Origin of the sequence: Salipaludibacillus keqinensis (assembly GCF_003226325.1) — a bacterium.
Classification (GTDB): Bacteria; Bacillota; Bacilli; order Bacillales; family Salisediminibacteriaceae; genus Salipaludibacillus; species Salipaludibacillus keqinensis.
Map to the genome: position 1 here is coordinate 19153 of NZ_PDOD01000004.1, position 14930 is coordinate 34082.

Sequence of the window (14930 nt, forward strand, 5' to 3'; positions counted from 1 at the left end):
GAGTGCTAATAAAACAAAAAATTAAAACATGCACGTCTTTATCGTGCGCAAATATTAAAGGAGGGTGTTTTCTTTGTTAAAACCATTAGGTGATCGCATTGTGATTGAGTTAGTTGAGCAAGAGGAAAAAACAGCGAGTGGAATTGTTCTTCCGGACTCTGCTAAAGAGAAACCTCAAGAAGGTAAAATTATTGCCGTAGGAACTGGACGTGTAACTGATAACGGTGAACGCGTGGCAATGGAAGTGAAAGAAGGAGACTCTGTTATCTTCTCTAAATATTCTGGTACAGAAGTTAAGTATGAAGGCAACGAATATTTAATTTTGCGTGAAAGTGATGTTCTAGCAGTCATTGGCTAGTCCCACATGATTTAATCAATTAAAAAACTGACCGGACGTCCGGTCATTCTTTTTCAACAATACAACGAACTACATATAAATATAGGAGGTTGAAGTTAACATGGCAAAAGATATTAAATTTAGTGAAGATGCTCGTCGTTCAATGATGCGTGGTGTGGATCGTTTAGCTGATACAGTAAAAGTAACACTAGGACCTAAAGGACGAAACGTGGTTCTTGAAAAGAAATTTGGTTCTCCGTTAATTACAAATGACGGTGTAACGATCGCTAAAGAAATTGAATTAGAAGATAACTTCGAAAACATGGGTGCTCAGCTCGTATCTGAAGTTGCGAGCAAAACAAATGACATCGCTGGTGACGGAACAACAACGGCAACTGTTCTAGCTCAAGCGATGATCGCTGAAGGTTTAAAGAACGTGACATCAGGGGCTAACCCAATGGTTATCCGTAAAGGGATTGAAAAAGCGACTCGCGCAGCTGTCGATGAGTTGAAGAAAATTTCTAATCCGATTGAAAGCAAAGAGTCGATCTCACAAGTTGCAGCTATTTCTGCAGCAGACGATGAAGTAGGACAATTGATTGCTGAAGCGATGGAGCGCGTTGGAAACGACGGCGTTATCACTGTTGAAGAATCTAAAGGTTTCGCTACGGAACTTGAAGTAGTAGAAGGTATGCAATTCGATCGCGGATATGCGTCTCCATACATGGTAACGGATTCTGACAAGATGGAAGCAGTTCTTGAAGATCCATATATCTTAATTACAGATAAAAAGATTGGAAACATTCAAGAAGTTCTTCCTGTTCTAGAGCAAGTTGTTCAGCAAAGCCGACCAATCTTGATCATCGCAGAAGATGTTGAAGGTGAAGCTCTTGCAACACTAGTTGTGAACAAACTTCGTGGTACATTTAATGCAGTTGCAGTAAAAGCACCTGGATTTGGTGACCGTCGTAAAGCAATGCTTGAAGACGTAGCTACATTAACTGGCGGTGAAGTCATTACGGAAGACCTTGGTCTAGATCTTAAATCAGCCAACATCACTCAATTAGGCCGCGCGTCTAAAGTAGTCGTGACTAAAGACAACACGACGATCGTTGATGGAAACGGAGATGCAGCTGAAATCTCTAACCGTGTAAACCAAATCAAAGCACAAGTGGAAGAAACAACTTCCGATTTCGATAAAGAAAAGCTTCAAGAGCGTCTTGCTAAATTAGCTGGCGGTGTCGCTGTAGTGAAAGTTGGAGCGGCTACTGAAACAGAAATGAAAGAGCGTAAATTACGAATTGAAGATGCGCTAAACTCCACTCGTGCAGCAGTAGAAGAAGGTATTGTAGCAGGTGGTGGTACAGCATTAATCAACGTATTAAATGCCGTTCGCAACATTGATGTTGTAGGTGATGAAGCGACAGGCGTAAACATCGTTCTTCGTGCCCTCGAAGAGCCAGTTCGTCAAATCGCTCAAAACGCTGGTCTTGAAGGATCTATCATCGTTGAGCGTCTCAAAGGTGAAGAAGTCGGCATTGGTTTCAATGCAGCCACTGGCGAGTATGTCAACATGGTTGAAGCGGGAATCGTTGACCCAACGAAAGTAACTCGTTCAGCCCTTCAAAATGCAGCATCTGTATCTGCTATGTTCTTAACAACAGAAGCAGTCATCGCAGATCACCCAGAACCAGAAGGCGGCTCAGGTGGCGGAATGCCAGACATGGGCGGCATGGGTGGAATGGGTGGAATGGGCGGCATGATGTAATAGCTGCTCAACCCCTTGTTCTATAAGCATTTCTAAGTTAATGGCTTACAGCATGCTAACAGAACGTATATAAAAGAAGCTTCTCATTAGTTTACTAAAACTTTTGAGAGGCTTCTTTTTTTATTTCTTGTGTTACATGGAGGTACATACTTTTGGTAATTTGATCATCCGTATCCTGTCACAAACGTTTTACTTGTATTATAGAAAAATTTAAAAATAAAGGAATTCTCTATATAGATTCAGGTGTCAAATGGCATGGAAAAAGACAAAATTTTTTCTTTGATGAATTCCCCCAGTTTGGGCTGATTGGCAAGTTGCGAAAACGATCTTCAGGCAATAAGTTATTTGTATAGGTTGAAGGGGGTGAGAAGATGGGTAGGAGAATAAAGCATACTTCCCGTGACGTAGAGTGGTTAGCGAAGCTCATGTTGGCGGAAGCGGTTGGTGAAGGAGCTCTAGGAATGAGCATGGTAGGGACGGTTGCAGCCAATCGGGTGGAGGCAGACTGTGCTCCTGACTTCGAAAATTTACGCAATATCAGGCATGTGATTTATCAAACTATCCCTGGTACTGGAATCCCTCAATTCGAGCCCGTATTAAACGGAGCTTTGTATACACAGCGTCCCGACGAAGGTGACCTCCAGAGGGCCAGGGATTTGCTGCAAGGTTATAGGGAGCCTCGGTCCAGAATGAGCTTGTGGTTTTTTAACCCCAGTCCGGGGCAACAATTCCGAGATCCTTGTACTCCTACGATGCCAAGATCCCCCATGACGCAGTTCGAATTTGCACATAGAAATCATTGCTACTATGTCGGTGTACCGGGCTATTGCCCAGAGTTTTATCGCTAAATAAAGATAGGAGCTGATCTTCACGTGACATTTGTAAACTCTAATTATTATCCAGGTTACTATCCCGCTCCCAATATACAGGGTGGGACCGCACAACAAGGTGGCTTTCCAATGAATATGCATTCTGGACCGGCATATTCTACCCCGGTTGTTCCAATAGGGGCGGGGCAGCAATTCACGGGAGGCGTAATGGAAGAATCATTTATCGAAAATATCCTTCGCTTCAACAAAGGTAAGGTTGGTACTTTCTATTTTACTTACCAAGGGAACAGCAGATGGAATGCAATGGTTTACCAGGGGCGCGTGGAAACGGCAGGCCGTGACCATATCATCATCAGCGACCCGGACAGCGGGAAACGTTATCTGCTTATGATGGCAAATCTCGATTGGGTAGAATTCGCGGAACGAATCAACTATCCTCACACTGAAATTAGCCAGGCTGTTCAAGACTCGATGGAGATATCGGATTGAATGATAAGAATGCTAAAAACATGAGGTAATAGATACTCACCCCCTTATTTTCTATAAGCATTTCCAAGTTGTTTACGACAGCCAAAAAAGTACGTATATAAAAGAAGTTTCTCATTAGTTCACCAAATTTTTGAGAAGCTTCTTTTTTAAATTTTTTAATTACATAACGATAGAGGACTCATTTGAAGACGTCATCGGTGCTGTGCCTCCTAAGCGTTCCAGAGCATTAACCTTCTTTCAAGCTAGTAATAAATTTTAGTTCCTTCCGCATCGACGTCGGTTTACAAAAAATAGACACTATGTTAGATTTAAATTATTAAATATATTAAATAAAAATTTAACAAAGTGAATTTCACTACTCAGTTTAAGTAAATGTTATTAAAAAACTACTAATCTTTTAAATGATTTGAATAACTGAAGGTGAGTTTTCGAAGAATGCTATTCAAGTTGTCTAGATCGTAGCATTCAATATCCAAGGAGGTAAAAAAGATGAAAGAAACATACGATATAGTGATTATAGGTGGCGGTAGTGCAGGTTCTGTTCTGGGCAATCGTTTAAGTGCTGATGGGACACGCAATGTTCTTGTGTTAGAGGCTGGGCGAAAAGATTTTTCATGGGACCTATTGATCCAAATGCCGGCAGCTTTGCCGTTCCCTGCAGGAAAATCCTTATACGATTGGAAGTATGCATCTGAACCTGAGCCTTATATGAATGGAAGACGTATCAAGCATGCAAGAGGAAAGGTGCTCGGAGGTTCCAGTTCAATCAATGGAATGATTTTCCAACGAGGTAATCCGATGGACTATGAACGTTGGGGAGCCGATCAAGGCATGGAATCGTGGAACTATGCGCACTGTCTTCCGTATTTCAAACGCCTAGAAACAGCTTTAGCTTCAGAAAAAGATGATGAGTTTCGCGGACACGATGGACCTCTTAAATTGGAACGGGGACCAGCTACGAATCCTCTATTCCAAGCTTTCTTTGACGCAGGTGTGGAGGCTGGTTACTCGCGAACTCCCGATGTAAACGGTTTTCGGCAGGAGGGATTTGGTCCGTTTGATAAGCACGTCTACAAAGGCAGACGTTTGTCAGCTTCACGTGCCTATCTCCATCCGGCTATGAAACGTAAGAACCTTACTGTGAAAACTCGTGCTTTTGTTGCAAGTATCGATTTTGAGGGAACCCGAGCTAAGGGTGTAACATATCAACGAAATGGGAAGACTCATCAAGTTGAGGCAGGTGAAGTCATCCTCTCTGGCGGTGCAATCAATACCCCGCAGCTACTCCAATTGTCAGGTGTAGGTGATGCGAAGCACTTGCGTTCACTTGGTATTGACCCGGTCGTTGATCTTCCTGGTGTTGGTGAAAACCTTCAAGATCATCTTGAAACCTATATCCAATACGCCTGTCCAAAGCCAGTGTCAGAGCAGCCTAACTTAAATAAAGCACGTATGCCTTGGATTGGTTTACAGTGGTTACTGGGACGAAAAGGTCCAGCAGCAACGAACCATTTCGAAGGGGGAGGTTTTGTTCGTTCCAACGAGGACGTCGACTATCCAAATTTAATGTTCCACTTCCTTCCGTTAGCGGTGCGGTACGATGGCCAAAAAGCAGACGCAGCTCACGGATTCCAAGTACACGTGGGACCTATGTATTCTGATGCTAGAGGGTCATTAAAAATTCGTTCGAAAAATCCTAAAGAGCATCCAAGTATGGTCTACAATTATCTTTCGACCGAACAAGACCGTCGTGAGTGGGTTGAAGCGGTACGAATTTCACGTGAAATTATGTCTCAGAAAGCCATTGCTCCTTACAATTCAGGAGAAATTTCACCTGGTCCGGAGGTTCAAACAGATGAAGAGATCTTGGACTGGGTTGCAAAAGATGCTGAGACTGCCCTTCATCCTTCGTGCACAGCTAAAATGGGACCAGCTTCAGACCCGATGGCTGTCGTAGATCCTCAAACGATGAAGGTCCATGGCCTCGACAACTTACGAGTAGTTGATGCCTCTGCCATGCCTTATGTTACTAACGGTAATATTCATGCGCCGGTGTTAATGTTGGCAGAAAAGGCAGCGGACATCATCCTAGGACGTAAACCACTAGAGCCTATTCATGCCGACTTCTACCGTCATGGAGTACATCCAGCTGACGCAGGCACAGTTAAAGGTTAGGTTCCTTTCATAAGAAGGCCTCTTTCAACATGTATTTGCTAATTAAAGCGTACATGATATGAAAGAGTGCCTTCTCTTTTTTTGTTGGAAAAATATTATTGAAAAGTAGTTTATCCAGATCCTTTAACCTATACCGGCTTTCACGCTGTTATGAAGAGAAAAAGGAAAGTGACATACGAAAGGACATTTTGAATATGAAACCACTTCTAAGGAGCCTCTAAATGGCTCTAAATAGGAAAGTGATTAGCAGAAGAGGACCATTTCATTTAATTATAATCAAGCTTTAAACTCAAAAGAAGCTAGACTCTCCGAAATGAGAGACTAGCTTCTTTACCTATGTCTTTATTCTATCCATTCATCAATTAAATCTTGATTCTCTTCAATCCATTTTTTAGCCCCATCAAGAGGTTCTTCTTCACTTTCAACATAGTCGATGAGCTCGCCAATTTGTTGATCGTCCATCTTCCAATTATCGAACCACTCACTCACTTCTGGAAAATCTTCTTCAAATCCAAGTCTTGTAGCATGGTGAATTTTTTCTACATCTCCGAATGTGTTTTGCGGATCATCTAGGAACTTCAAGTCATGTTGAGCGAAGACTCCGTGTGGGCTCCAAAGTGGTGCAACGATTGGTTCTTCATTTTCTATTTTATTTCCGATCTCAGCTAACATCGCTGGTTCAGAGCTTGGCAATAGTTCAAACTCAAGATTATAATCTTCTATTAATTGCTCAGTAACTTCCATTGTACCTGCGCCAGGGTCGAGGCCGATAATTTCTCCTTCAAATAGTTCTTGGTGTTCATTTAAGTCTTCTATACTATTCACTTCTTCTAAATACGATGGCACAACAAGTCCAACTTTTGCATTATCAAACCAAGTAGATTCTGAGAAATGAACAGTATCTTCATATTCTTCTAGATAATTTGCATCTTGGACAGGTAACCAAATTTCTAAACTAACATCGATCTCGCCAGTATTTAGAGCCATCATCGTAGCACCCATGTCCAATAAATTTAACTCCACATCATAACCCTTATCTTCTAAAATGGCTTTCCACATATTCGTTACTGCAATATTTTCGGCCCAAGTAATTTGAGCAATCTCTATTTCCTTATCACTTGTCTCTGCTTGCTCACCGTTTGTTTCCTCGTTATTGCCTCCGCACGCTGTCAGTACAGCAACCATTAGCACTGCAAAGATCAAACTAAGTTCTTTTTTCCATTTCTTCATGTGAAAAACTCCTCTTTGTTTGTATTTAAATTTTTAAAACATTAAATATGTTAAAAAAATATTTAACAATAATTTGAAGCAAATGCCTCTCTTACCCAAGAGTGGATAAGTGGCAAATGCTTATGCTAGGTCGTCGTAGCTATCAAGAAACTACCTATTAGCTTCTATTCAAATGACTCTTGCTGATCTTTCGGTAAAAACTCAAATATCTTTCCATTTCTTATATTTGCAACTAGGGCTTCTAACCAGTGATAGTATGTTTTAGATTCTTCTAATTGATCATAGTAGCCTTTGGCCTCAGCAACAATTTCTGGTGCGCTTTTTGGATCTTCTATGACATCGATAAAACTTTCTTGTGCTTCCTCAATGGCTTCCATGTTCATTTTTACTTCTCTTTCCCACATCTGACAATAGAACACCATAAAGGAACGGAAGAAATTTTTCTCAGCAACATAAGTATGTTTCCTAGAACCGCGTGTATATGTTTTTTTAACCATCTCTATGTCTTGGAGCTTACGGACACTAGTACTCATACTAGGTTTACTCATTTCAAGCTCCGTACGCATTTCATCAAGAGTCATCTGATCTTTAAAGTACATCGTTGCATATAAATTTCCAGCGGCCGGTGTTACGCCGTATAAATCCATCGTCTCTGCAATAGCGCCAATGACTTTATCTTTTGCCTCTTCAATTTTCATTCGGGATTGATCAGCAGATTCACTCATAAAGTCGCTCCTTCTTTATAAAATAATGCATGTTAAATTTTTTAAAAATATTCTTTACAAACTTTATGTTACCGAATTTAGATTAAATGTCAAATCTAAAAAGTAACTTTAACCAGTTGAAATGTCTATTAACTTAGCTATCATCCTCTTTCTAGTTCATTATCATTCTTTCAAAACTTTTTTGTTATCTATATATCTTTGACAGCTTTGAAAAGACATGTTACGATTTGCTGAACGTTAAATAAATTTTTAATAAACTTAATTTATAAAATTGGAGTGAATAGATTTGAGTCTAAAACAACAGCAATACATTAATGGTAAATGGGTAGGAGCGAACTCGGGAAATACGCGTGATATTATTAATCCATTTAATCAAGAAGTCATTGCTACTGTTCCAGAAGGTGACGAATCAGATACAAAAGAAGCCATCGCTGCAGCAAGAGCAGCATTTGATAGTGGAGAATGGTCGTCTACTCCGGCAACAGAGCGAGGGGCTATTGTAAGAACCATTGCTGAATTAATTGAAAGAGATAAAGAGGAACTTGCTAGATTAGAATCATTAGACACCGGTAAAACAGTAGAAGAAAGCCGTGGAGACATGGATGATATCGCTGGAGTGTTCCGGTATTATGCAGAAATTGCAGATAAAAACGGCGGGGAATTGATTGATTCTCCCGTGCCAAACTCTATTAGTAAAGTGGTTCACGAACCAGTTGGGGTTTGTGGGCAAATTACACCGTGGAATTATCCATTACTCCAAGCGTCGTGGAAACTAGCTCCAGCGCTTGTGACTGGGAATACTTTAATCATGAAGCCGAGTGAAATTACGCCACTTACTACTATGAAAGTATTTGAACTAATGGAAGAGGCGGGAGTGCCAGCTGGTGTTGCTAACCTAGTTCTTGGTCCAGGTCACACAGTTGGTGCAGAGTTATCTAGCAATATTGATGTGGATCTTATTTCCTTTACAGGTGGCATTGTGACTGGGAAGAAAATTATGCAAGCGGCAAGCGTGAATGTAAAGAAGCTAGCACTTGAACTTGGCGGAAAAAACCCTAACATCATTTTTGCAGATGCTGATTTTGAGATAGCTGTAGACCAAGCATTAAACGGTGTATTCTTCCACGCAGGGCAAATCTGCTCCGCCGGTACAAGATTGATTGTAGAAGAAAGTATTCACGATGAATTCGTGGACGCACTTGTTGAGCGGGTGAAAAAATTCAAGCTAGGAAACGGATTTGACGAAGATACACAAATGGGTCCACTGATTTCAGCTGAACACCGTGCGAAAGTAGAAGAGTATGTTGAAACAGGTGTGAAAGAAGGAGCCACATTAGCAATTGGTGGTAGCCGTCCAGAAGATCCAGAACTACAAGATGGATTTTTCTACCTGCCTACTATTTTCACAGACTGCACAACAGACATGAGCATTGTTCAAGATGAAGCTTTTGGTCCTGTGATCACGGTTGAGAAATTCCGTGCAGAAGAGGAAGCAGTAAAACTTGCAAATGACTCTATCTACGGACTAGCTGGTGGCGTTTGGACAAATGATATTGCCAAAGCTGAACGTTGTGTAGCAAAGATGCGCATGGGTACAGTTTGGATTAATGAATTCAACCTATACTTCCCACATGCACCATGGGGCGGATTTAAACAGTCTGGTATTGGACGAGAACTAGGTAAACTAGGCATTGAAGAATATACAGAAACAAAGCATATCTTCCAAAACCTTAAACCTGAACCGATCAACTGGTTCTAAGTATCAATCCTAGTTAAAAGCTCTGTATATCATTTTTTGTAAAATGTTATTCGAGATTATAAAGAGGTCTAATATATCTGTAAAAGTGACTTGGATGAACGAATAATAAAAAGATAGAGGCCTTTCATTAAGTTATAGAAACTTAGTGGAGGGCCTTTTGATAGTCTATAAGGATAATTAAAAGGAGAGCCCCCAATTAAGTTGCAGTACTTAATTGGGGGATTTTTTCTTTCCGTTGAAGGTGACCTAATAAAAGGATTCTTAGGAACGCAGATTTTATAAAGCATTTTAAAGGAATGGAGAAAGAGTATGTTTTAAATAAAGGGATATTTGGAATAGAACTGGTAGCGTCACGAATCATTTTAATTAATTTTTCAGTGATATAAATGACAGACAGGAGGTATTGTTGTGAACAAGGAAAGAGAAGATGTAACGAAAGGAAAATTGATAGACTATAAGATCTTTTTGCCCTCTTTATTTGTTATTCTTGGCATTAGTGTGCCATTCTCAATGTATGAGGCACAATCTTTAGAAGTGTTAAACAGAACTTTTGATACGATCGTTGAGGTTTTCAGCTGGGGATATATTTGGTATGCCCTCATTTTGCTCGGGGCAGGGCTGTATTTCTCGTTTTCTAAATATGGAAAGGTTGTTTTAGGTGATCCGACAGAGAAGCCCCGATTTACTTTGTTTGAATACTCTTCCATATTAATAGCCATGGGGCTTGGGTCGACGATTATGCGAACGGGATTAGTAGAATGGTCTTCCGTTGCCCTTGATCCTCCCTTTGGATTAGAAGCCCAGTCCGGAGAAGCGCTGTTAATGGGGAATGCCTATAGTATGTTTCTTTGGAGCTTTCAAACGTTTGCTATCTTTGTCATGGCAGCTCCAGCGATGGCGTATATACTGCATGTGCGCAAGCGACCATTGATGAGAATATCTGAAGCTTGCCGATGTATTTTCGGTGATCGATTTACAGATGGATTAGGCGGGAAATTCCTAGATCTTATATTTCTAGTGAGCATTCTTTCCGGTGCCGCCGTCACATTGGGATTAGGTACGCCAATTGTTACGTATAACTTATCTAAATTATTCTCTATAGAAGTGACTTTTGGATTAACGTTACTTGTCACCGTTATTTGGGTCATGCTCTTCTCTATGAGTGCTTACTTAGGTATTGATAAAGGGATTAAACGATTAAGTACCTTTAACATGTATCTCGCAGGAGGATTTGCTTTATTTGTCATGGTGGCAGGACCTGGCGTCTTTATTCTTGATTATTTTACTGAAAGTGTCAGTTACCTCATAACCAACTATGTTAATATTTCACTTTATACGGGCTCTGTAGATCCTGGAGGTACCACGCATATTCAGAGCCACACCATTTTCTGGTTTGCTTATAATGCGACGTGGGCGATGCTTCATAGTATATTTGCAGCGAAAATCTCTCAAGGAAGAACAATTAAAGAAATGATCTTAACTTATTTATTTGCTCCTACTCTTTTAGCGTGGATCGCCACTGGTGTCCTTGGTGGATTGAGTGTGCACAGGCAGCTTACTGAAGCCGTTCCGGTATTTGATATAGTACAGAACAATGATCAAATGGCATTGGTTCCAGAAATTTTAGCCTCATTGCCTTTATCGACGTTGGCTATTATTGTCTTTTCCATTGTGGCGATGGTTTTCTTAACGACTACGCTTGATTCCACAACTTATACGATTGCTGCTTATACAAGTACGAAAGATATGAGTAAAACGGAACCATCGAGAGTTTTACGAATTGTTATTGCTGCAATTATTGCCGTAGTTGCTTTGGCATTAATGAGAGTTGGTGGCTTAGCACCTCTAGAAGTTGTTTCAGGACTAATGGGTCTGCCGATCATAGTTATTCAATTCTTAACGATCTATGCTGCGAAGAAAATGATCGATCAAGACCAAGCGTGGGTAACCAATGTTAGAAAGTAAATGAAAAGCCCTTCAGTAGATAAAAAGTCTAGTGAAGGGCTTCTTTTTTTTTGTAGCGTAATCATTTTCCTTTCAGGCGAACCTTACTTCATCCCATCCTAAAAATTGACATTTATTTCTGTTTATTGATAAGTTGTGACAATAGTCACTGTAAATATGGTTTTTATTATAATAAAAAGGGTATAAAGTAACAAGATTTACATGAGTATAAGTGAAGTGTAACTTTCAATATAATGTAAAAATAGATCTCGGTACCTAGCAAATATGTGTGATAATGGGGTATGTAATTACTAAATTTTCTATTTACAGGAGGTATAAGGAATTGAAAGAAAAAAAAGTTAAATTAGGCATTGGGATTAGTGCTCTTTTAGTTGTGTTAATTGGAGGAATTTTATTTTATTCATTTATTTCATCGCCTGAAGTGAAATTGGCCAGGGCATTTGAAAGTTTATCTCAAGAAGATCAAGCTCAAGTAACAAGTACAATGGATATGAGTATCGATTTAGATATGAGTGCCAGTGAATTGGGCATGTATGGGGAAGAAGAAATTTTCTTTGATATGATGCAAAGTATGTTAGATAACATCTCAGGAACAAGTACCGTCGTTTGGGATAATGAAAACAAAGTAGTGGAAATGAACGCTACTTACGGTATTTCAGGAGATATCCAGGGGGAAGATATTCATTTACAGGTGCCTTTTTCCTTGTATTTAGATGAAAATGGGGATGAGGTGGCGTTCGATCTTGAACCATATGTAGACTTCACTTCTGAGGCGATCGATGTCATTTCTTATAACGTCTTGCCTAATATACCTGAACTTCAAGAAGATTTGGAGCTTTTGGCAGAAGGAGAAGACGTAGGAGACTTTCTTTCAACTGAGTTGAATCAATTAGTGGTCCCAATTATTGAAGACACTCTCCGGGGTAAGAAGTATTCAGAGCCATTAGACATAGACGAAAACATTTTTCGAGAGGATGAAGATGAGCGTTACTTATTAACGTTCATTCTTGAGAATATGCTTGAATACATGAAAGAACATAATGAAGAAGATATTGTAACGGAAGACGATAATTGGATCACAGTAAGTTTGGAAGAAGAGATGTTTTTTGATTCTTTGCTTTATGCATTAAGAGAAGTAGAAAAAGATGAAGAAGCGAAAAAAACTTTTGAAGAAACTTACGAAGAAGACATCGAAACGACGATTTCAGATTTAGAGGAAGCGAGAGATGATTTAGAGGATGTTTCCCTTTCCCTTACTGCAAGCTTTTTAGTGAAGCAAAACACGATTCACGAAAGCCAGATGGATTTCACTCTCACGTTTGAAGAAGATGGGCAAAACGTGAACGTCGCAGGAACTGTTACAAGTGAATATTCCTACGGAGAGGAAGCTGATTTCTTATTTTATGGCCAAGATCGTGAAGAAATAACGGAAGAAGAGCTTGATCAAATGGGCTATGAGATTGAAATGACTGTAGACAACTACATGATGGAAAATTATCAGTACGAAGATGAATACATGTACGAAGACGAATACGAGGTTGAATTAACAGAAGAAGAACAAGAGTTAATCGAAGCCATTGAAGCAGAAGAAGTGACCCACGACGACTTCGCCTTGACTCCTGAAGAAATGTATTACTGGGTCATTGATCTTGAAATGCAAGGGTTAGTAGAGCAAGGGACATCTGACCTATATATGCCTTCTAATTAGTAGTTAAATAGAAAAGCGGACCTTCCAACATTAGGAGGTTCGTTTTTTCATATTTTAGGAATCGATAGAAACGAAGATATCAGTAATAAATTTATTGAGGAAGCTGGAAAGAGGTCGATAAGTGAATTTATCGGTAATAAATTAATAGAGGAAGCCGAAAAGAGGTCGATAAGTGAATTTATCGGTAGAAAATCAAATGAGGAAGCTAGAAAGAGGTCGATAACCGCGAGTATCGGTAATGATTTGAATAAAGCAAGGCATGAAGAGCCGATAAGTAGTCATGCTAGATCATTTGGAGATCAGCACTTGTAAAAGGGTTTTCAAATGAAAATAAAGCTAAGTTAGGTTATACTCATGTTCTGCGCAAAAGTAAAAGAATAGAAATTCAACTAAAAATGATTAAATTTTCAATCATTTTACTGAGGAGGAGCGGTCATGGAACAAAAGAAGTGGAACATGCCCCATACGTTTATTATCATCTTTTTCGTCGTTGTGCTTGCGGGGATGTTGACGTATATGGTGCCAATGGGGATCTTTGAAACAGAAGAAGTTACATATGAAAGTGGAGGACAAGAACAAACTCGCACCGTATTAATCCCTGAAACATTTGAATACGTGACGAATGATCAAGGAGAACCTGTGCGAGACGGTGTTAGTCTCTTTGAACCTTTTGGAGGAGTTGGTTTCTTAAACTATGCCTTTGAAGGAATGGTTTCAGGAGACAAATGGGGATCGGCGGTTGGAGTGGTAGCGTTCATCTTAATTATTGGTGGTGCGTTCGGGATTATCATGCGCACGAAAGCCATTGATCAAGGCATTCTCTCAATCATTGATAAAACAAAAGGGAGAGAAGCGCTGCTTATTCCGGTCATGTTCTTCTTTTTCTCGCTGGGTGGAGCGGTATTCGGTATGGGTGAAGAAGCGATTGCCTTTGCGATTATCCTCATCCCATTAGTGATTGCATTAGGTTATGACGCGATTACTGGAGTAATGATTACATATGTGGCTACGCAAATAGGCTTCGCTACGTCGTGGATGAACCCGTTCGGTGTAGCCATTGCCCAAGGGGTATCTGACGTTCCGGTTCTTTCAGGAGCCCCCTTTCGGATTGCAATGTGGGCGGTCTTTACTGCAGTAGGGATCGTGTATACGATGTGGTACGCAAACAAAGTACGGAAAGACCCAAGTGCTTCTTATTCAATGAAGGCAAATGAATTTTTCAAAAAACATAATCAAACACAAGATTTTAACAAAAAGTTTACTTTAGGAGACACTCTTGTGGTTCTCACCCTTGCATTAGGGATTGTTTGGATCATTTGGGGTGTGGTTCAAGACGCCTACTTTATTCCGGAAATTGCTACTCAATTTTTTACGATCGGACTAGTTGCCGGGATTATTGGTGTTATCTTTAAATTGAATGATATGAGAGTAAACGATATCGCAGAGAGTTTCTCTGAAGGAGCTCAGCAACTTTTGCCGGCGGCTCTTGTAGTCGGGATGGCTAAAGGAATCGTGATCATTTTAGGTGGAGATGCAGCAGATGAAGCATCTGTCTTGAATACAATCTTATTTCATGCAGGCGGATTAATTGATCATTTACCTGAAGTGATCTCAGCGAGCTTTATCTTAGTATTTCAGTCAGTCATCAACTTTTTTGTTGTATCAGGATCAGGACAAGCAGCATTAACGATGCCTCTCATCGCACCTTTGTCTGACATTGCTGGAGTTTCTAGACAAATAGCCGTGTTGGGCTTCCAACTTGGTGATGGCTTAACGAATATTATCGTGCCTACATCAGCTGCGTTAATGGGCACATTGGGTGCAGCCCGAGTAGAGTGGGGGACTTGGTTCCGGTTTATATTTAAATTTCAATTACTTATGTTTGGACTAGCTCTTGCTTTCGTCATTCTAGCAGTACTTATAAACTTTTCATAACTTCAAGGT

11 protein-coding genes are annotated in these 14930 nt (G+C 40.2%); 9 read left to right on the forward strand and 2 right to left on the reverse strand.

The genetic code is table 11. The annotated features are described in order from the left end of the window. The first annotated feature begins 73 nt into the window (after nucleotides 1-73). The 5 genes from groES (at nucleotide 74) to betA (ending at nucleotide 5599) form a co-directional block, all read left to right on the forward strand. Entirely contained in the window at nucleotides 74-358 is a 285-nt protein-coding gene (gene groES / locus CR194_RS15110; protein WP_110610546.1) for a co-chaperone GroES, read from the forward strand. A 100-nt stretch (nucleotides 359-458) separates the two neighbouring features. After that, the gene (gene groL, locus CR194_RS15115; RefSeq protein ID WP_110610548.1) at nucleotides 459-2105 is read left to right on the forward strand and encodes a chaperonin GroEL; all 1647 of its coding nucleotides are present in this window, start codon (nucleotides 459-461) and stop codon (nucleotides 2103-2105) included. A gap of 371 nt (nucleotides 2106-2476) precedes the next feature. After that, complete coding sequence (locus CR194_RS15120) at nucleotides 2477-2953, forward strand: cell wall hydrolase (RefSeq protein ID WP_110610550.1); 477 nt, start codon at nucleotides 2477-2479, stop codon at nucleotides 2951-2953. A 111-nt stretch (nucleotides 2954-3064) separates the two neighbouring features. Continuing rightward, nucleotides 3065-3424, forward strand: coding sequence for a spore coat protein GerQ (gerQ, locus tag CR194_RS15125; RefSeq protein WP_110610552.1), 360 nt, complete (start codon nucleotides 3065-3067; stop codon nucleotides 3422-3424). Between the two features lie 489 nt (nucleotides 3425-3913). After that, nucleotides 3914-5599: a choline dehydrogenase gene (gene betA / locus CR194_RS15130; RefSeq protein WP_110610554.1), complete on the forward strand. Its 1686-nt coding sequence runs from the start codon at nucleotides 3914-3916 to the stop codon at nucleotides 5597-5599. Nucleotides 5600-5941: 342 nt separating this feature from the next. Here betA and CR194_RS15135 read toward each other — a convergent pair whose 3' ends face one another. Together CR194_RS15135 and cudC are read right to left on the reverse strand one after the other, a co-directional pair. Continuing rightward, nucleotides 5942-6829, reverse strand: a complete 888-nt coding sequence (locus CR194_RS15135; RefSeq protein WP_110610556.1) for a glycine betaine ABC transporter substrate-binding protein — start codon at nucleotides 6827-6829, stop codon at nucleotides 5942-5944. Between the two features lie 164 nt (nucleotides 6830-6993). Next, a complete protein-coding gene (gene cudC / locus CR194_RS15140) occupies nucleotides 6994-7554 on the reverse strand; it encodes a choline uptake/conversion transcriptional regulator CudC (protein WP_110610558.1) in 561 nt (186 codons plus the stop codon). A gap of 286 nt (nucleotides 7555-7840) precedes the next feature. Between cudC and betB the strand changes: the two genes are divergently transcribed. From betB to yfcC, 4 genes are all read left to right on the forward strand, one after another. After that, on the forward strand, nucleotides 7841-9313 hold the full coding sequence (gene betB, locus CR194_RS15145; RefSeq protein ID WP_110610559.1) for a betaine-aldehyde dehydrogenase: 1473 nt from the start codon (nucleotides 7841-7843) through the stop codon (nucleotides 9311-9313). A 408-nt stretch (nucleotides 9314-9721) separates the two neighbouring features. Then, nucleotides 9722-11278 carry a BCCT family transporter gene (locus CR194_RS15150; protein ID WP_233254386.1) on the forward strand — a complete coding sequence of 519 codons (1557 nt, stop codon included), beginning with the start codon at nucleotides 9722-9724 and terminating at the stop codon, nucleotides 11276-11278. Between the two features lie 322 nt (nucleotides 11279-11600). Continuing rightward, nucleotides 11601-12986 (forward strand): hypothetical protein, encoded by a 1386-nt coding sequence (locus CR194_RS15155; protein ID WP_110610561.1) that lies wholly within the window; start codon nucleotides 11601-11603, stop codon nucleotides 12984-12986. 435 nt (nucleotides 12987-13421) lie between these two features. After that, complete coding sequence (yfcC, locus tag CR194_RS15160) at nucleotides 13422-14921, forward strand: putative basic amino acid antiporter YfcC (RefSeq protein WP_110610563.1); 1500 nt, start codon at nucleotides 13422-13424, stop codon at nucleotides 14919-14921. The last annotated feature ends 9 nt before the right edge of the window (nucleotides 14922-14930 follow it).